The organism is Mesorhizobium sp. BR1-1-15 (genome assembly GCF_020165475.1).
Classification (GTDB): Bacteria; Pseudomonadota; Alphaproteobacteria; order Rhizobiales; family Rhizobiaceae; genus Mesorhizobium.
In genome coordinates this window covers 430,093-446,870 of record NZ_JAIUIF010000004.1, presented here as the reverse complement: position 1 = coordinate 446,870, position 16,778 = coordinate 430,093, and the positions used below count along the sequence as shown (strand labels likewise).

Sequence of the window (16,778 nt, the reverse complement as noted above, 5' to 3'; positions counted from 1 at the left end):
TTCCGACAAAGAAAAACCCCGCCGGATCGCTCCGGCGGGGGTTTGTTTCGGGCCTGTGCGAAAGGGCGCTTAGCTGCCCTGCTTCTTCAGCGCGGCGCCCAGGATGTCGCCCAGCGAAGCGCCGGAGTCGGTCGAGCCGTACTGGGCGACCGCTTCCTTCTCCTCGGCGATTTCCAGCGCCTTGATCGAGACCTGCAGCTTGCGGGTCTTCTTGTCGAAGGCGATGACGCGGGCGTCGACCTTCTGGCCGACGGTGAAGCGCTCGGGGCGCTGCTCGTCGCGGTCACGGGAAAGGTCGGAGCGCTTGATGAAGGTCTCGATGCCGCTTTCCACCAGCCGCACTTCCAGACCGCCATCCTTGACGCCGATGACCTCACAGGTGACGACGGCGTTCTTGCGCAGCTCGCCTGAAGTCGCCGCTTCGCCAACCGTGTCGCGGGCCAGCTGCTTGATGCCGAGCGAGATGCGCTCCTTCTCGATGTCGACGTCGAGCACCTGCGCCTTGACCATGTCGCCGCGATTGTACTCCTCGATCACCTGCTCGCCCGGACGGGTCCAGTCGAGGTCGGAAAGGTGCACCATGCCGTCCACGTCGCCTTCCAGGCCGATGAACAGGCCGAACTCGGTCTTGTTCTTGACCTCGCCCTCGACCTGGCTGCCGACCGGATGGCTGCGAGCGAAAGCCTCCCACGGGTTCTCCAGCGTCTGCTTGAGACCGAGCGAGATGCGGCGCTTGGCCGGATCGACTTCGAGCACCACGACATCGACTTCTTGCGTCGTCGACAGGATCTTGCCGGGATGCACGTTCTTCTTGGTCCACGACATTTCCGAAACGTGGATAAGGCCTTCGATGCCCGGCTCCAGCTCGACGAACGCGCCGTAGTCGGTGATGTTGGTGACGGTGCCTTTGATCTTCTTGCCGATCGGGAACTTGGTGCCGATCTCCGACCACGGATCGCTCTCGAGCTGCTTCATGCCGAGCGAGATACGGTGCGTTTCCTGGTTGATGCGGATGATCTGCACCTTGACCGTCTGGCCGATGTTGAGGATCTCGGTCGGATGGTTGACGCGGCGCCATGCCATGTCGGTGACATGCAGCAGGCCGTCGATGCCGCCGAGGTCGACGAACGCACCGTAATCGGTGATGTTCTTGACCACGCCTTCGACCACCTGGCCTTCTTCGAGGTTCTGCACGATTTCCGAACGCTGTTCGGCGCGGCTCTCCTCGAGCACGGTGCGGCGCGACACCACGATGTTGCCGCGGCGGCGATCCATCTTGAGGATCTCGAAAGGCTGCGGGTTGTGCATCAGCGGCGACACGTCGCGGATCGGGCGGATGTCGACCTGGCTGCGCGGCAGGAACGCCACGGCGCCGTCGAGGTCGACGGTGAAGCCGCCCTTGACCTGGTTGAAGATGACGCCTTCGACGCGCTCACCCTTGGTGAACTTCTCTTCGAGACGCACCCAGCTCTCTTCGCGGCGAGCCTTCTCGCGCGACAGCATGGCTTCGCCAAGCGCGTTCTCGATGCGCTCGACATAGACTTCGACCGTGTCGCCGACCTTGAGGGTGGATTCCTTGCCCTTGGCGCCGAATTCCTTCAGCGGCACGCGGCCTTCGACCTTGAGGCCGACGTCGATGATGGCCATGTCCTTTTCGATCGCGGTGATCGTGCCCCGGACAACCTGGCCCTCGCCGGAATGGCCGGCGGTGAATGATTCTTCGAGCATGCTCGCGAAATCGTCGCGAGAGGGATTTGCTACAGACATTGTTTCTCCTGGAATACCCCGCATCTTTAGCGGGGCGTGCGCCGTGGGTTAGCGTTGCGTTGGCCTGCCGGCGTTCCGGGCAAAGAGCCCTTGGCCGCTTAAGGCGGCAAGTCCGGCGCATGAAGAATGCTGGCAGGCTGGTTCGTGCCCGATATGGGTATTTCCTTTGCCTCCAGCAACGGAAACTCGAGGGAAAACCCGGATCAGGCCTTGTTTCCCTTGGACAGCACGTCGTCGATGACAGTTCTGGCCGCGAGAAACGCGGCTTCTATAGCCATTTCGCTGGTATCAAGCAAGTGCGCGTCGGGGGCAGGCTTCAAGGGCGAGTCGGCGCGGCCCATGTCACGCTCGTCGCGGCGCCGGATATCGGCGAGGATTTCGGTGAAATCAGCCGTGCCGCCGATGCTCTCGATCTCCGCCAGCCGGCGCCTTGCCCGCACCTCGGCGCTCGCGGTCACATAGAGTTTGATGTCGGCATCGGGGCACACCACGGTGCCGATGTCGCGACCGTCGAGCACGGCACCCGGAGGGGATTTGGCAAACTCGCGCTGTTTCTCCACCAGGATGCGCCGCACCGTTGGAAACACCGCGACCTTCGAGGCCGCTTCGCCAACCGCATGCGCCGACAAGACGGCCCGGTCGAGCTTCGCCAGGTCGACTTGGCGCGCGGCCGTCTCGGCCGCCGAGACATTGTCGAGCGGCAAGCCAAGCCGCAGCAAGGCATGGGCGACGGCACGGTAGGTGAGGCCGGTGTCGAGCAGGTTCAGTCGGTAGTGATCGGCCAGACGCCGGGCGAGGGTGCCCTTGCCGGCTCCGGCCGGACCGTCGATGGCGATGGTGAAGACGTGTGTCATTGGCAGGCCAGCATACCTGAAACCGAACAGCGTAGCGGTCCGGAGAGAGCTTGCGATCCGTCGCGCCCCCCTCTGTCCTGCCGGCATTTCAGTTTGGCCCCAACCCATCAACTCTCACCCGATCTCCGCCCCAAGCCCCGTCATCAGGCTCATGAACTCCGGGAAACTTGTCGCGATCATGTTGGCGTCGTCGATGGTCACCGGCCTCTCGGTCGCCAGCCCCATGATCAGGAAGCTCATGGCGATGCGGTGGTCGAGATGGGTCTGCACGGTCGTGTCCGGGCCATTGGGGTGGCCGCCGAGCCCCTTGCCGCCGGGCTTTCCGCGCACCGCGAGCGATGCCTCACCCTCTGTGCAGTCGACGCCGTTGAGCTTGAGCCCATTGGCTACCGCCGACAGCCGGTCGGATTCCTTTACCCTGAGTTCCTCCAGCCCCTGCATCAGCGTCTCGCCCTCGGCGAAGCTGGCGGCAACCGCCAGCACCGGATATTCGTCGATCATCGACGGCGCCCGTTCGGCCGGCACGGTGACGCCCTTGAGTTCGGAGTAACGCACGCGCAGGTCCGCGACATCCTCACCGCCGGCGTTACGCGGGTTCAAGATCTCGATCTGCCCGCCCATCTCCTGCAAAGTCAAAAGCAACCCGGTGCGGGTCGGGTTCATCAGCACGTTTTCGATCACGATCTCGGAACCCGGCACGATCAGCGCGGCCACCAGCGGGAAGCCGGCCGAGGATGGGTCGCCCGGCACAGCGATCGTCTGGCCGGTGAGCTTGCCCTGGCCCTCGATGAAGATATGGCGCACGCCGCGCTCGTCGGTCTCGACCGACAAATTGGCGCCAAAGCCTTTCAGCATCTTTTCGGTGTGGTCGCGCGTCATGACAGGCTCGATGACGGTGGTGATGCCCGGCGTGTTGAGGCCGGCGAGAAGCACCGCCGATTTCACCTGCGCGGAGGCCATCGGCACGCGATAGGTGATCGGGGCGGCATGCTTTGGCCCATGCAGCGTGATCGGCATGCGGTCGCCGGGCGTTGCCTTCAGCACCTGCACGCCCATCTGGCGCAGCGGCTCCAGCACGCGGCCCATCGGCCGGCCTGACAAGGAAGCATCGCCGATGAAGGTCGTTTCCATGTCATAGGTGCCGACCAGCCCCATGGTCAGCCGCGAGCCGGTACCGGCATTGCCGAAGTCGAGCGGCCCTTCCGGCTGCAGCAGCGCGCCGTTGCCGGTGCCGCGGATCACCCATTCGTCGCCGCGCTTCTCGATATGCGCGCCCATCGCCTTCATGGCGGCACCGGTGCGCATGACGTCCTCGCCTTCGAGCAGGCCGGTGATGCGGGTCTCGCCGGAGGCGAGCCCGCCGAACATGAAGGAGCGGTGCGAGATCGACTTGTCGCCCGGCACGCGCGCCGTACCGGAAAGCGCTTGACATTTACGGGCGGTGGCCGGCTTGGAAGCGGCGGCGTGAGACATGGAAGTTCCCTGGACGGAATGCCGGCGGGCCGGCGCTTTTCATTTGTTGCGGCGGTCTCGTATCACGGTGGGCCGAAATGGTCATCCCCCATGGTCGTCACTTGACGCTAGGCCTTTCAACGCATGGTTTTGTGACGCCGGCTTTTGGCTTTGACAGCGCTGCAAACAGTGGTTAAGGGGACCACTCTTTTATCGACGAGGCTTGCCGTGGCAAAAACCGAACTTGGCACAAAGCGTATCGACCCTGAAACGGGTCGAAAATTCTACGACCTGAACAAGGACCCGATCGTCTCGCCCTATACCGGCAAGACCTATCCGCGTTCCTATTTCGAGGAAGGCAAGATCGCCGCCCTCGAGGAGGAAGAGGAAGTGGCCGAGAAGGAAGTGGACGCCGAGGACGAGGAGGGCGTAGAAGTCGTCTCGCTCGAAGAGGCTGACGAAGACGTCAAGGGCGACGATCTGCCCGATCTCGGCGACGACGAGGATGATGTCGACCTGGGCGACGACGAGGACGATACGTTCCTCGCCGACGAAGAGGAAGAGGACGACGATGTCGCCGACATGATCGGCGTCGGCGACGACGACGACGAGGTCTGACAAGGCCGGGAACGCAAGCGTTTGCCGGCTTTCGCAGCTTGTGAAGAAAAAGCCGCTGATGAAGGCTTGATATTGACGAAGGGCGGGGTTAGAAGCCGCCTGCACTAACGGCGCGGTCTCCAACCCGCGCCGGATCTCTTCGCCGGAAACGGCGCCGGTTGACTGCCGGAAGTGGGGCCATAGCTCAGTTGGGAGAGCGCTTGAATGGCATTCAAGAGGTCGTCGGTTCGATTCCGATTGGCTCCACCAAACAGTCACTTTTCCAAATTTCGGGGTTGTAGAAACCGGATTCAGCTTCGGAATTTTTGGACATCGCTGCCCGCCGCAGCCTGAAGCGCGCCGCTCAGGCGGTCGACGCGGCGGTTTCGTTCTGGCCGCCCGCTCCACTGATGCTGGGCTGCCTGCCGATTTCGCTGCCGTCGGGCGCGCCGGTGCTTACGCAATATGCGGCCATTGACTAAAACGGTTCCTGTTTGATTCGCTTTGAACGGGACCGTCATGAGCAAAGCCCTCACGTCCTTCGCCCTGGTCGCGGTGCTGACAGCGCTGCTCATGGCCTTGAGCCTGGTGGTGGCCAGGCACGGCTACCCCTACGGTGCGATCGGCGTCAGGCGCCTCGACGGCATTGCCGATGCCGGGATGTTCATACCACTCGCCGCTGTCTATTTCTTCAGCGCGCTGCTGATGATGATCCTGCCGATCAGAGCCGCCAGCATCGTGCTCACCCATGCAGCCGATGCCATCTTCTGGACCGTGATCGTGCTCCTTGCCTCCATCGTAGGCTGTCTCGTCGCCAGATGGGCATTCGGCCAGCGCGACGCCCTATGGGCGCTGCTGAACTGGCGGTTCCTGTTTGCGGCGGCTATCGTCGGTTGCCACTTCGTCATGAACGAGCTTCGCCGCAACGTGCTCTTGCGCAGTCTGTTTTTCGTTATCTTCGCGGCGGCCACGCTGGCCTGCCTGTTCTGGTCGTTCACGCTCTGAGAGCCGTTTCGATCCACGTCCAGAGATAGGATGCCAGGCCGCGATCGACATGGATGCGCAGTCGGTCCCGGTGGCGGTAGGCGATGGCGCTGACGCCGGCGAAGGAAAGTGCGGCACTGGCGCTTTCCTTGTTTGGGTCAAGCGTTGATCCGCGCGCGATGAAAGCGTCGATCGCCGAGCCTTTGACCTCGAACACATGAAGTCCAGCGCTGATCGCCGTCACCGCGAAACCTTCCGCGCGCCAACCCGCGGCGATGGCGAGCGGTGTGCTCGACACGACGAGCAGGCGGTCGCGCGCCAGACGCGCCGCATAGCGGTCACCTTGCGCGCTGCCAAAGGCGCCCACGCCGTTGCCATCCATGCCGGATCTCCGCGCCCAGGCGTCGAGGTTGCCGCTGACCAGCAATTGGTGAAGGCCCGGGATCGTGCGCGCCTCGAGACCCGGTGCACTGATGGTTGCCGACTGCCAGTCCGGCGCTACCGGCCATTTTTGGGCGAGATCACGCATTGAGCCGGTCTCCTGCCGGGTCGAAGGCGCATGGCGAGGTGATCGTCGCCGTCATCGCCTTGCCGAGATGCTGGATTTCGATCGTTTCGCCGTGGCGGGCCGCGCCGCGCTCGATCAGGCCGAGCGCAACCGGCCGGCCAAGCGTGGGGCTCCGGTAGCTCGATGTGACAAAGCCCTGGCTGCGCAGCTTGCCGCCGCTGCGCTTGATGCCATGCGCACCGGTTGGCAGCGGCGCTTCGCCGGACGGCACCGTCAGCCCGACCAGCTGCATGCGGTCGCCGCGCGAAGCCTCTTCGGTGAACAGCGAGCGGCGGCCGACGAATTCGGTCTGGCGCTTTGCCCGCGGGCCCTCGACGCCGAGGTCGTGCGGCAGGTTGGTGCCGTCGGTGTCCTTGCCGATCACGATGAAGCCTTTCTCGGCGCGCAGGATCATCAGCGCCTCGAGGCCGATGACAACCGCATCGAACGCCTGCCCGGCGTCGCGCAGGCGCGCCCACAAGGACTCCGCGCGATCGGCCCGGATGGAGATCTCGTAGCTTCTGTCGCCGGTGAAGCTGACGCGGGTGATGCGCACCTCGTCGCCGTCATAGCTGCCCTGGCCGACCGCCATGTGCGGCAGCTCGCCATCCTCGAGCGAAAGGCCGAGATCAACCGTCTCGAGCAGTTTCCGGGCGTTCGGTCCCGAAACGGTCAGGGTCGCCATTTCCGCGGTGGCGTTGTGGATGTAGACCGCGCCGCGCCCGAACCGGTCCTGGCGCCACTCCTCCAGTCGCGCATGCACGGCGGCCACGTGCGAGGACGAGCACGACACGACGAAGCGATGCTCGTCCAGCCGCACCAGCACGCCGTCATCGAAGACCACGCCATTCTCGGACAACATGAAGCCGTAGCGGCAGCGGCCCGGCTTCAGCGTCGACATCGTGTTGTAATAGACGAAATCGACGAACGCGGCCGCCTTGGGTCCGATCACCTCGATCTTGCCCAGCGTCGAGCCATCGAACAATGCGACGGACTGGCGGGCGCGGCGCGCCTCGTCCTGGATCGAGCGATCCGTATCGCCGCCGCCGCCGTAGTGGGCCGGGCGCAGCCAGCCGCCATACTCCTGGAACACGGCGCCGCTGGCACGATGCACGCTCTCCAGCGGCAGCCGCCGAACCGGCGCCATCAGTTCGCCGCTGCGCGCGCCGGCGAAGCTCGCCAGCGGAACCGGCGTGAACGGCGGACGATAGGTCGTGGTGCCGACTTCCGGCACCGTGCGGCCGGTGATCCCGGCCATCAGCGCCAGGCCCGGCAGGTTGGAGGTCTTGCCCTGGTCGGTCGCCATGCCGAGCGTCGTGTAGCGCTTCAGATGTTCGACCGAGACGAAATTTTCGCGCGCCGCCAGCTCTATGTCCTTCACCGTCACGTCGTTCTGGTAATCGATCCAGATGCGTCCCTTCGAACCCGGCGTTGGCCATGCCGCTACTATCCCGCTGGTCGCCTCCGTTCCGCTGCTGCGCGGCACTGCTGCCTTCGTCGGGCCGAGCGACGCGACGGCTTTCTGCGAACCGGCGAATACCTCCGACAACGAAACCGCGCCGGCGGCAGCTCCGGCCACCGCTATGGCCTCGACCGGGTCGCCCGGCAGGAAGGCCGCGCGCGCCTCGCTCCAGGCGAGATTGCCCTTGGCCTGGCCGAAGAGATGGATGGTCGGTGTCCAGCCGCCCGACACCAGCACGCAATCGGCGTCGAGCCTGGTGCCGTCGTCCAGCATCACACCCTCGACGCGCAGCTTGCCGGCCGCGGCGGTGAGCGCGCAGCCCTTGAGCATCCGCACCTTGGCGGGCGCGGCGGGCATACCGTCGCGCCTGATGTCGACAAGCGTGACGTCGGCGCCAGCCTCGGCGGCCGCCTCCGCCACTTCATAGGCGCTGTCATTGTTTGCGGCGACGACGATATGGCGGCCGGCCAGCACCGCATGGCGCCTGAGATAGCTGAGCGCTGCGTCCGCCGAGAGAATGCCCGGCAGGTCATTGTTGGCGAATGGCAGGGGCCGCTCGATGGCGCCCGTCGCCAGCACGATCCGGCGCGGCCTGACCCGCCACAGCGTGTCCGGCCGGCCGTCGAAATGGCGTTGGTTGAGCCCGACCAGATTATGGTCATAGATACCGAATGCGGTGGTCGAAGGCAGGACCAGGTGACCGCCGGCGGAAAGCCCCGCAACCGTCTCCTCGACCCAGACGGCGGCCGGTTTGCCGTCGATCTCGCCAGCTCGGTGACCGAGCGATCCGCCGGGCTTTTGCTGGTCGTCGACCAGCATGACGGACCGGCCTGCGCCGGCCGCCAGCCTTGCCGCTGCCAGCCCGGCCGGTCCGGCGCCGATCACCAGCACGTCGCAATGGTGGTTGATCTGGTCGGCCGGGCCGGGCGACGTCCAGTCCTTGTCTACCTGACCCAGTCCCGCCATGGCGCGAATGCGTGGCTCGAACATGTGCCAGTCCGGCCACATGAAGGTCTTGTAGTAGAAGGCGGCCGGAATGAAGCGGGAAAAGCGGTCGAGGAAGGCGTTGCGGTCGGCCAGCGCATTGGGTGTCGCGTTGACGCTTTTGGCCACCAGCCCGTCGCGCGCCGGCTCGGTCGTCGCACGCGTGTTCGGCGTCGTCTGCGGGCCGCTGATATCCACCAGCGCGTTCGGCTCTTCGACGCCCGCGCCCCAGATGCCGCGCGGCCGGTGGTATTTGAAGCTGCGGCCGACGACCGCGACATCGGCGGCCAGCAGCGCGGAGGCGATGGTGTCGCCGGCGAATCCCTGTACGGTGGCGCCGTCGAAGCTGAAGCGGATCGGGCGCGAGCGGTCGATGGCGCTGCCACCCGTGCTAAGGCGCGAGGCGGTCACGCCGCGTGCTCCCCGCCCAGGGCAGCCGAAGACAGCACCTTGTGCGTAACGGTGTCACGCTCCATGACGAAGAATTCGCCGCAGTTCATATGCACCCAGATCTCGCGCGCCGCGCCTTTTGGGTTGGAGCGCAGATAGAGGTAGTTGGCCCAGTGCTCGATCGGCACCTCGGCGCCATCAGGCCTGACATTGCCGGCATCGCCGCCATAGTGGAATTCGGTCTCGTCGCGCGGGCCGCAGAACGGGCAAGGGAAAAGCTGCATGGCAAACCTCAGTCGTCGTCTTATGCATGTCGTTGCCCTAAGGCCGCTCGGCGCTTTTGCGCGACATGCATCAATGCGCGATGCCGGAACCGGCCGCTTCGTCGATCAGCCGCCCGCTGGCGAAGCGGTCGAGATCGAAGGGGCGGCTGATGTCGTTGTGCCTGCCCGTTGCCAAAAGGTTCGCCAGAAGCGTGCCGCCGGCGGGGATCGCCTTGAAGCCGCCCGTGCCCCAGCCGCAATTGAGGAACAGATTGGGCAGTGGCGATTCACCGATGATCGGCGAGGAGTCCGGCACGACGTCGACGATCCCGGCCCATTGCCGCATCAGCTTCAGCTGGCCGAAGATCGGGAACATTTCCAACAGCCCCGCGATCACCCCCTCCAGCGTCGGCAGGTTACCGCGCTGGGCATAGGAGGGAGTGCGGTCGAGCCCGCCGCCGATGACGATCTCGCCCTTGTCGGATTGGCTGACATAGACGCCCGTGCCGGGCGACAGCACCACCGTGTCGAGGATCGGCTTGACCGGTTCGGTTACGCAGGCCTGCAGCGCATAGGAATTGATCGGCAGGCGGAAGCCGGCCTTGGCCGCCAGCACCGAGGAATGTCCTGCCACGGCCATGCCGATGCGGTCCGCGCGGATGGCGCCACGCGTCGTCTGGACGCCGCGGCAGCGGCCGCCCTCGACGATGAAGTCGGTGATTTCGCAGTTCTGGATGATGTCGACGCCGAGTCGGCTCGCGGCCCGTGCATAACCCCAGGCGACCGCGTCGTGGCGCGCGGTGCCGGCCCGGCTTTGCCAGATGCCGCCGAACACGGGAAAGCGCGCATTGGCCGTGAAATTGTAGATCGGCGCCACCCGGCGCACATCCTGGGGCGAAAACAGCTCCGCATCGATGCCGTTGATCTGCATGGCATTGACTGTGCGTGCCCCGGTCTCCATTTCGGCGGTCGAGTGGCACAGGCTGACCATGCCGCGCTGCGACAGCATGACGTTGTAGTTGAGGTCCTTCGACAGTCCCTCATAGAGCCGGTGCGCCAGCCCATAGAGCTCGACGCTCTGCGGATAGTAATAGTTGGAGCGCACCACGGTCGTGTTGCGGCCGGTATTGCCGCCGCCGATCCAGCCCTTTTCCAAAACCGCTACTCTGGCGATGCCGTGATTCTTCGCCAGGTAATAGGCCGTCGCCAGCCCGTGGCCGCCGCCGCCGATGACGATCGCGTCGTAGGACGGCTCCGGCTCGGGCGAGCGCCAGGCCGGCTCCCAGCCGGTCTGGCCGGCGAGGCCTTCCTTCAAGAGCGACAAAGCGGAATAGCGTCTGGTCATGGCGTGCTGGAGGAGGTTGGTTCAATGGGCTGAGGCGTAACGCTATTGTACATATATGTCTAGTTCGTGCCGTGATGTAAAAGCGCGGCTGTCGCTAACGGCTGCGCGAAAGCGTTTCCTCGACATAGCGCGAAAAATCCTCGACGTCCTGTGCCGTGGGCTCCTGGCCGGTGAAGCTGCGCAGATAGGACGCGACGTGCGGCAGACGGCTGCTCATCGGTTCATCGAGCTCGAGCGAGTAGTAGCCGATCTGCATGAAATAGAGCACGCGGGCGCGCACGAAGGCGTCTTCCTCGTCATAGCCGTGGCGCCTGAACATGTCGCGAATGGCGTCGACGCGCTCCTCGTCGGCGTCGTCGAGAGCCCGCCTGATGACGGGCGATCGCCGGGCCCACGCCCTGATCGCGAAATCCAGCTGCGGATCGAACAGCTTCTCGTCCACCCAGCACTCGAAGATGCTCATCACCCCGCGGATGACGGTCGCGGAAGGCCGCGCGGCGCGTTCGACGATGAACCTTGTATTGGTCTGCCGCCAATAATCCAGCAGTTGGTCGAGCAGGTCCTGGCGGCTCTTGAAGTACCAATAGAAACTGGAACGCGACACATCGAGCTTCTGGCCGAGCGTCTGCACACGGACGCTTTCGACGCCGTCCGAAATCAACGTTTCAAGCGCGAGCTTGAGCCAGTCTTCCCGGGTGACCTTGATGTTGCCGGTGGCGCCGGCGCGCTGGGTTGTCGTGTCGGTGGCTTCCATCGGCACGACGCATGACACGCCGCCCCGGGCAAATCAAGACTATGGACATACATGTACAGACCCGTTTCGTGGTGATTGGAACGATGTGTCGCCGAACCTGTTGGGCCAAGGACGATGCGACGCGGGCAGCAGGTCGCGCGGGGCCGCGAACCGAGAGACTTTGTCGCGGCCGTCCGCGCAAAGCGTGCTTTCCCGCAGCGCAATTGTCTGGCAAATACAATCACACAGATGCCGCCGCGCGGCGAACCAGCAGGAAAGACACGACATGGCACCGCTTCGACAGAACCTCATCGACGGCGAGTGGGTCGGCGATGCCGGCTCCCGCAACATCAACCCGTCCGATACCGGCGACATCGTCGGCGAATACGCTTCCGCAGGTGTCGAACATGCGGCACAGGCGATCGCCGCGGCCAAGGCGGCCTTTCCCGCCTGGTCGCGCTCGGGTCTGCTGGTCCGTCACGCGGTGCTGAAGAAGACGTCGGACGAGATCCTGGCGCGCAAGGACGAGATCGGCCGCAACCTTGCGCGCGAGGAAGGCAAGACGCTGGCCGAAGGCATTGGCGAGACCATTCGAGCCGCCCAGATCTTCGATTTCTTCGCCGGTGAGACACTGCGCCTCTCGGGCGAAGTCGTGCCTAGCGTGCGGCCGGGCGTCGGTGTCGAGATCACGCGCGAAGCGGTCGGCGTGGTTGGCATCATCACCCCTTGGAACTTCCCGATCGCCATTCCCGCCTGGAAGATCGCTCCGGCGCTTGCCCACGGCAACACCATCGTCTTCAAGCCGGCGGATCTCGTTCCCGAGAGCGCCTGGACCATCGTCGACATACTGCACCGTGCCGGCCTGCCCAAGGGCGTGCTCAACCTCGTCATGGGCAAGGGCTCGGTGGTCGGCCAGGCGATGCTTGACAGCCCGGACATCAACGCCATCACCTTCACCGGCTCGGTTGGCACCGGCAAGCGCGTCGCCGCGGCGAGCGTCGAGCACATGCGCAAGTTCCAGCTCGAAATGGGCGGCAAGAACCCGCTGGTGGTGCTCGATGATGCCGACCTCGCTACGGCTGTGGATTGCGCGATCAACGGCGCTTTCTTCTCGACCGGTCAGCGCTGCACGGCTTCGTCCCGGCTGATCGTGACGAACGGCATTCATGACCGTTTCGTCGAAGCGCTCAAGGAACGGATGGACAAACTGGTCGTCGGCGATGCGCTCGACGCGCAGACCCAGATCGGTCCCGTCGTCGATGCGACGCAGCTCAAGCAGGACGAAGACTACATCGCCATCGGCGTCAGGGAAGGCGCCACGCTCGCCTTCGGCGGCGAGCGGCTTGACCGCAAGACGCCGGGCTTCTTCCTGCGGCCGGCGCTGCTGACCGATGCCACCAACGCCATGCGCAGCTCGCGAGAGGAGATTTTCGGACCTGTCGCCAGCGTCATCCGCGTCAAGGGCTATGACGAGGCGCTCGCCGTCGCCAACGATACGCCATTCGGACTGACGTCCGGCATCTGCACGTCCAGCCTCAAGCACGCCACGCATTTCAAGCGCAATTCGGAGGCCGGCATGGTGATGGTCAACCTGCCGACGGCGGGTGTCGATTTCCATGTTCCCTTCGGTGGCCGCAAGGGCTCGAGCTACGGTCCGCGCGAACAGGGCCGATACGCCATGGAATTCTACACCACCGTGAAGACCGCCTACACATTCGCAGGCTGATCGGGGCGCAGGCTGATCGGGGCGCCGGCTGACCGGGCCGGCGAAGCCTTCGCGTGCACCAAGAGACAAGGCGATGACAGTTCAAGACAAGGATCTGACCTGGCTCAATCCGCCGCCGCATCATTCCATCGACGGCGATGCGGTTCATGTGCGCACCGGCAAGGAGACGGACTTCTGGCGCGAGACCTTTTACGGTTTCTGGCGCGACAACGGCCATTTCCTCTACAAGCGCGTAGAGGGCGATTTCACCGCGGAAGTCACCGTCAACGGACGCTATGAGGTGCTCTACGACCAGGCGGGGCTGATGCTCCGCCTCAGCGAAACGCATTGGATCAAGGCCGGCATCGAATACACCGACGGCGTCATGTATTTTTCGGTCGTCGTCACCAACGATGCCTCGGACTGGTCGTTGGCCACCATTCCGGCCGGTCCGGATGGCGTTGCGATCCGGTTGACCCGCCATGCCGAGACCATCCGCGTCCAGTACCTGGATGTCTCCGACGGTCATTGGAAGCCGGTGCGGCTCGCCTACTTCCCGGTCTCGAAGGCGGTCGATGTCGGCATGATGTGCTGTTCGCCGCAGCGCGAAGGCTTCGAGGTCACCTTCACCGGCTTTTCGGTCGGCCCGCCGATTTCGCGGGACCTGCACGGCTGAAGCCCGCGCCAACGCCGACGGGACACAAGTGTCATCGCCTGGACCACGCCAGCCAGCGTGCCGCCAGATGCCTCCACAAAGGGGTGAACCGCGTTCGCCGGTAAGCGTCGCCGGCCATTTTGATGCCTTGCGCCTGTGTCGGGAAGGGATGGATGACGTCGGCCAGCGCGTGCAATCCCATGCCCGACCTGATGGCGAGCGACACCCCGTTGATCATCTCGCCAGCATGGGCGGCGACCACGGTCGCACCGAGGATGCGGTCTGATCCTTCCCTGACATGGATTTTGACGAAACCCTCTTCCTCGCCGTCCATCACCGCGCGGGCGACATCGTGCATCAGCACCGTATAGGTCTTGACCGGAATGCCGTCGCGGCGCGCCTCCACCGGATAGAGGCCGACATGGGCGATTTCCGGATCGGTGTAGGTGCACCACGGAACCACCAATTCGCTCAGCCTCTTGCGCCCGAGAAACAGGGCGTTCTGCACGACCATGCGGGCTGTTGCTTCAGCGGTATGCGTGAATTTGTAGTCGAGGCAGACATCGCCCGCCGCATAGATGCGCGGGTTTGAGGTCCTGAGATAGTCGTCCACCTTGATGCCTTTGGCATCGTGGGCAACCCCCGCCTCGTCGAGGCCAAGACCGTCGACATTGGGCGAGCGGCCTATGCCGGTGATGATCTCGTCGACGGAAATGGTCGTCGTGTCGCCGTCCCGCACCAGGTCGGCGAGCTTCTTGTCGCCGTCCCTGCGCACCGCCACCACTTCGGTGTTCAGTCGGACCTCGACCCCCTCGCGCGCCAGCGCTTCCGAAAGGATCTGCGCGGCGTCGCGTTCCTCGCCGGGCAGGAACATCGGATCGCTCTGCGCCAGGATGACCTTCGCACCGAGCAGGCAGAAGGCCTGCGCTGTCTCGCAGCCAAGCGGCCCGCCGCCGATGACCAGCAGCCGCTTCGGGCAGTCGACAAGGTCGAACATCGTCTCGTTGCTGAGATAGCCGGCCTCGACCAGGCCGGGAATGGATGGAAACTCCGGCCTCGCGCCTGTCGCGATCAGCGCCTTGCGGAAGCGCAGCGTGGTTCCCGCGACGGTCACGCAATCGCTTCCCTCGAACCGGGCTTCGCCGAAATGAACGTCGATGCCCAGCGCAGCAAGCGCCTCTGCGCTGTCGGCATGGCTGATCCGTTGCCGGATGCGCCGCATTCTGGTCATCGCGCGCTGGAAATCGACGCGAAGATGGTCCGGCGCATCGGCTCCGAAATTCTCGGCATCGCGCATGTCGGCATAGAGCCTGGATGTACGGATGATCGACTTGGACGGGATGCAGCCGGTGTTGATGCACGTGCCGCCGATCAACCCGCGTTCGATCAGCGCCACTTTCGCGCCGAGGCTTGCCGCTTCGGTCGCGGCAGTCAAGCCGGCAGGCCCGGCGCCGACGACGACGAGATTGTATGGTCCGGTGGGCGGCGGGTTTCGCCAATGCGGCGGATGGGCGCCCCTGACCAGCTCGACATCATTGTGGTCGGCCGGAAAACCGGCAGCTTTCGTCCCTTCAAGCGACATCGCGGCCATCCGGGCTTGCCGGCTGCGACAGCCATCCGCCTGTGAACCCCGCCTTGTTAAGGCCGCGGCGGATGTACTGGTTGGAACGCATCAGCTCCCACAACAGGCGCGAGCGGTGGTTCTCGATCATCATCACCACGATGCCCTGGTCGAGGCCGAAATGGCCTTCCGACACCCAGCCGTCGCGGCCAAATTTTCGCCGGTTGGCCAGCGTCGGGTTGAAGCCGCTCGGCAGCCGGAAATTGTCGATCACCTGGGGGTAGCGATCCGCGAGATGGCGCAGCGCCGCCATGCAGATATCAGGCGCAAAAGGCAGCGACGCCGGATAGGACCACGGCGCGATCGTGCCGTCGTCCGGCCCGAAAGGCGCACCGCGCGCGACGTAGCCGGAAAACCGGCGCCGCCGCCGTTGTATGCTGCTGCGAAAGCCGCCCGGTCCGTCCCCGGCCGAAAGCCCCCAGAGGTTCTCTCCGTAGCCGTCATAGCCATGGGGGTTGTGCCGAGCATAGTCGCGGTGGAGGTAGGTCGAGCGGCGGCTGTTTTCGAAATAGTCCGAATTCTTCTCGCGCATGAAAGCATCGCGGATGCCGGCGAAATCGATCCAGGCATGAGAGAACTGGTGCATGAACAACGGACCGCCATAAAGCACGTCGTAGCCGTAGATGTTTTCCCACTGATAGGTCGCCGTCCAGCCCGCGTAGCTGTCGTCGGACGTCGGGCTGTCGGGCGAGGCCATCGACAGGACATAGAGGATCGTCGCCTCATTGTAGCCTTCCCAGCCATAGTGGAGAAAGCCGCTCTTCGGTTTCCAGCCCTGTCGCAACGTCGGACTGCTGCCTTGCGCCCATCGCCAGTCGACGCGCCGGTAGAGCGCCTCGGCCAGCCGGCGGATTTCGGCTTCCTCGTCATTGTCGCCCCGGAAATAGGCGCCCGCCACGAGAATGCCGGCCATCAGCAATGCCGTATCCACCATCGACAGTTCGCAGCGCCACACCCGAAGTCCGGTGCGAATGTCGAGGAAATGATAGTAAAAACCCTTGTGGCCGGTGACATCAGCGCCACTGCCTTGCGTGCTGGTCCAGAAGAAACGCAGCGCGGCGAGCGTCAGGTCCACCGCTGCTTCCCGCTCCATCCAGCCGCGCTCGACCCCGATCGGATAGCAAGAGAGCGCAAAGCCTACGACCGCGATGCTGGCCGGTGAATTCGACCGCGACGTGTCGGCGACCAGCCCGTTTGCGGGGTTCACGTTTTCCAGAAAATAGCCGAAGGCCGCGCGCTGGAAACGATCCAGAAGGTCGTCGTCCGACAGGATGGCAGGCTCGACCTTAAGCAAATGCGGCAAGCTCCGGTCCGGTCGTCGCGATTGCCGGGGAAAGGTGCAGGAATTGCGCGCGGGCCGAACTGTCACGCCTGGTCATGTCTTCGCCCTCATTGTTGCCGTTGCCGGGTTCCGGCTTC

General features: G+C 64.7%; 15 protein-coding genes and 1 tRNA gene. 6 read left to right on the top strand and 10 right to left on the bottom strand.

Features of this window, described 5'->3' with window-relative positions; translation table 11 throughout:
* Positions 1–69 precede the first annotated feature (69 nt).
* From rpsA to aroA, 3 genes are all read right to left on the bottom strand, one after another.
* Positions 70–1,767, bottom strand: a complete 1,698-nt coding sequence (gene rpsA / locus LB541_RS10630) for a 30S ribosomal protein S1 (protein ID WP_140497246.1) — start codon at positions 1,765–1,767, stop codon at positions 70–72.
* 203 nt (positions 1,768–1,970) lie between these two features.
* On the bottom strand, positions 1,971–2,621 hold the full coding sequence (cmk, locus tag LB541_RS10625; RefSeq protein WP_140512881.1) for a (d)CMP kinase: 651 nt from the start codon (positions 2,619–2,621) through the stop codon (positions 1,971–1,973).
* A 114-nt stretch (positions 2,622–2,735) separates the two neighbouring features.
* Positions 2,736–4,094, bottom strand: coding sequence for a 3-phosphoshikimate 1-carboxyvinyltransferase (gene aroA, locus LB541_RS10620; protein WP_224618334.1), 1,359 nt, complete (start codon positions 4,092–4,094; stop codon positions 2,736–2,738).
* Positions 4,095–4,301: 207 nt separating this feature from the next.
* Between aroA and LB541_RS10615 the strand changes: the two genes are divergently transcribed.
* From LB541_RS10615 to LB541_RS10600, 4 genes are all read left to right on the top strand, one after another.
* On the top strand, positions 4,302–4,691 hold the full coding sequence (locus tag LB541_RS10615) for a TIGR02300 family protein (RefSeq protein ID WP_140497238.1): 390 nt from the start codon (positions 4,302–4,304) through the stop codon (positions 4,689–4,691).
* A gap of 173 nt (positions 4,692–4,864) precedes the next feature.
* Positions 4,865–4,940: transfer RNA gene (locus LB541_RS10610), tRNA-Ala, on the top strand.
* A gap of 56 nt (positions 4,941–4,996) precedes the next feature.
* On the top strand, positions 4,997–5,152 hold the full coding sequence (locus LB541_RS10605; RefSeq protein ID WP_181168359.1) for a hypothetical protein: 156 nt from the start codon (positions 4,997–4,999) through the stop codon (positions 5,150–5,152).
* Positions 5,153–5,189: 37 nt separating this feature from the next.
* Positions 5,190–5,675, top strand: a complete 486-nt coding sequence (locus LB541_RS10600) for a hypothetical protein (RefSeq protein WP_140497235.1) — start codon at positions 5,190–5,192, stop codon at positions 5,673–5,675.
* Here LB541_RS10600 and LB541_RS10595 read toward each other — a convergent pair.
* From LB541_RS10595 to LB541_RS10575, 5 genes are all read right to left on the bottom strand, one after another.
* Positions 5,665–6,183 (bottom strand): hypothetical protein, encoded by a 519-nt coding sequence (locus LB541_RS10595; protein WP_140497233.1) that lies wholly within the window; start codon positions 6,181–6,183, stop codon positions 5,665–5,667. The genes LB541_RS10600 and LB541_RS10595 overlap by 11 nt on opposite strands.
* Positions 6,176–9,058 (bottom strand): sarcosine oxidase subunit alpha family protein, encoded by a 2,883-nt coding sequence (locus LB541_RS10590; RefSeq protein ID WP_224618332.1) that lies wholly within the window; start codon positions 9,056–9,058, stop codon positions 6,176–6,178. Before LB541_RS10590 ends, LB541_RS10595 begins: the two co-directional genes overlap by 8 nt.
* The gene (locus LB541_RS10585; protein WP_140512890.1) at positions 9,055–9,321 is read right to left on the bottom strand and encodes a sarcosine oxidase subunit delta; all 267 of its coding nucleotides are present in this window, start codon (positions 9,319–9,321) and stop codon (positions 9,055–9,057) included. The genes LB541_RS10590 and LB541_RS10585 overlap by 4 nt, the downstream gene beginning before the upstream one ends.
* Before the next feature lie 70 nt (positions 9,322–9,391).
* Positions 9,392–10,645, bottom strand: coding sequence for a sarcosine oxidase subunit beta family protein (locus LB541_RS10580; protein ID WP_140523508.1), 1,254 nt, complete (start codon positions 10,643–10,645; stop codon positions 9,392–9,394).
* A gap of 94 nt (positions 10,646–10,739) precedes the next feature.
* Complete coding sequence (locus LB541_RS10575; protein WP_181169871.1) at positions 10,740–11,399, bottom strand: TetR/AcrR family transcriptional regulator; 660 nt, start codon at positions 11,397–11,399, stop codon at positions 10,740–10,742.
* A 265-nt stretch (positions 11,400–11,664) separates the two neighbouring features.
* Here LB541_RS10575 and LB541_RS10570 point away from each other — a divergent pair, with 265 nt between their 5' ends.
* Both LB541_RS10570 and LB541_RS10565 read left to right on the top strand, forming a co-directional pair.
* Entirely contained in the window at positions 11,665–13,104 is a 1,440-nt protein-coding gene (locus LB541_RS10570; protein ID WP_140664173.1) for an aldehyde dehydrogenase family protein, read from the top strand.
* A gap of 73 nt (positions 13,105–13,177) precedes the next feature.
* Positions 13,178–13,759 (top strand): DUF1349 domain-containing protein, encoded by a 582-nt coding sequence (locus tag LB541_RS10565; protein WP_140556896.1) that lies wholly within the window; start codon positions 13,178–13,180, stop codon positions 13,757–13,759.
* Between the two features lie 31 nt (positions 13,760–13,790).
* Here the strand turns inward: LB541_RS10565 and LB541_RS10560 are convergent, their stop codons facing one another.
* Both LB541_RS10560 and LB541_RS10555 read right to left on the bottom strand, forming a co-directional pair.
* Positions 13,791–15,320 carry a mercuric reductase gene (locus tag LB541_RS10560; RefSeq protein WP_140523518.1) on the bottom strand — a complete coding sequence of 510 codons (1,530 nt, stop codon included), beginning with the start codon at positions 15,318–15,320 and terminating at the stop codon, positions 13,791–13,793.
* Positions 15,310–16,653 carry a glucoamylase family protein gene (locus LB541_RS10555; protein ID WP_140664246.1) on the bottom strand — a complete coding sequence of 448 codons (1,344 nt, stop codon included), beginning with the start codon at positions 16,651–16,653 and terminating at the stop codon, positions 15,310–15,312. Before LB541_RS10555 ends, LB541_RS10560 begins: the two co-directional genes overlap by 11 nt.
* Positions 16,654–16,778 lie beyond the last annotated feature (125 nt).

Bases quoted from the DNA above. Each gene is read 5' to 3' on its own strand.
- rpsA (WP_140497246.1), bottom strand. From the start codon at position 1,767: ATGTCTGTAGCAAATCCCTCTCGCGACGATTTCGCGAGCATGCTCGAA.
- cmk (WP_140512881.1), bottom strand. From the start codon at position 2,621: ATGACACACGTCTTCACCATCGCCATCGACGGTCCGGCCGGAGCCGGC.
- aroA (WP_224618334.1), bottom strand. From the start codon at position 4,094: ATGTCTCACGCCGCCGCTTCCAAGCCGGCCACCGCCCGTAAATGTCAA.
- LB541_RS10600 (WP_140497235.1), top strand. From the start codon at position 5,190: ATGAGCAAAGCCCTCACGTCCTTCGCCCTGGTCGCGGTGCTGACAGCG.
- LB541_RS10595 (WP_140497233.1), bottom strand. From the start codon at position 6,183: ATGCGTGATCTCGCCCAAAAATGGCCGGTAGCGCCGGACTGGCAGTCG.
- LB541_RS10585 (WP_140512890.1), bottom strand. From the start codon at position 9,321: ATGCAGCTTTTCCCTTGCCCGTTCTGCGGCCCGCGCGACGAGACCGAA.
- LB541_RS10580 (WP_140523508.1), bottom strand. From the start codon at position 10,645: ATGACCAGACGCTATTCCGCTTTGTCGCTCTTGAAGGAAGGCCTCGCC.
- LB541_RS10575 (WP_181169871.1), bottom strand. From the start codon at position 11,399: ATGGAAGCCACCGACACGACAACCCAGCGCGCCGGCGCCACCGGCAAC.
- LB541_RS10570 (WP_140664173.1), top strand. From the start codon at position 11,665: ATGGCACCGCTTCGACAGAACCTCATCGACGGCGAGTGGGTCGGCGAT.
- LB541_RS10565 (WP_140556896.1), top strand. From the start codon at position 13,178: ATGACAGTTCAAGACAAGGATCTGACCTGGCTCAATCCGCCGCCGCAT.
- LB541_RS10560 (WP_140523518.1), bottom strand. From the start codon at position 15,320: ATGTCGCTTGAAGGGACGAAAGCTGCCGGTTTTCCGGCCGACCACAAT.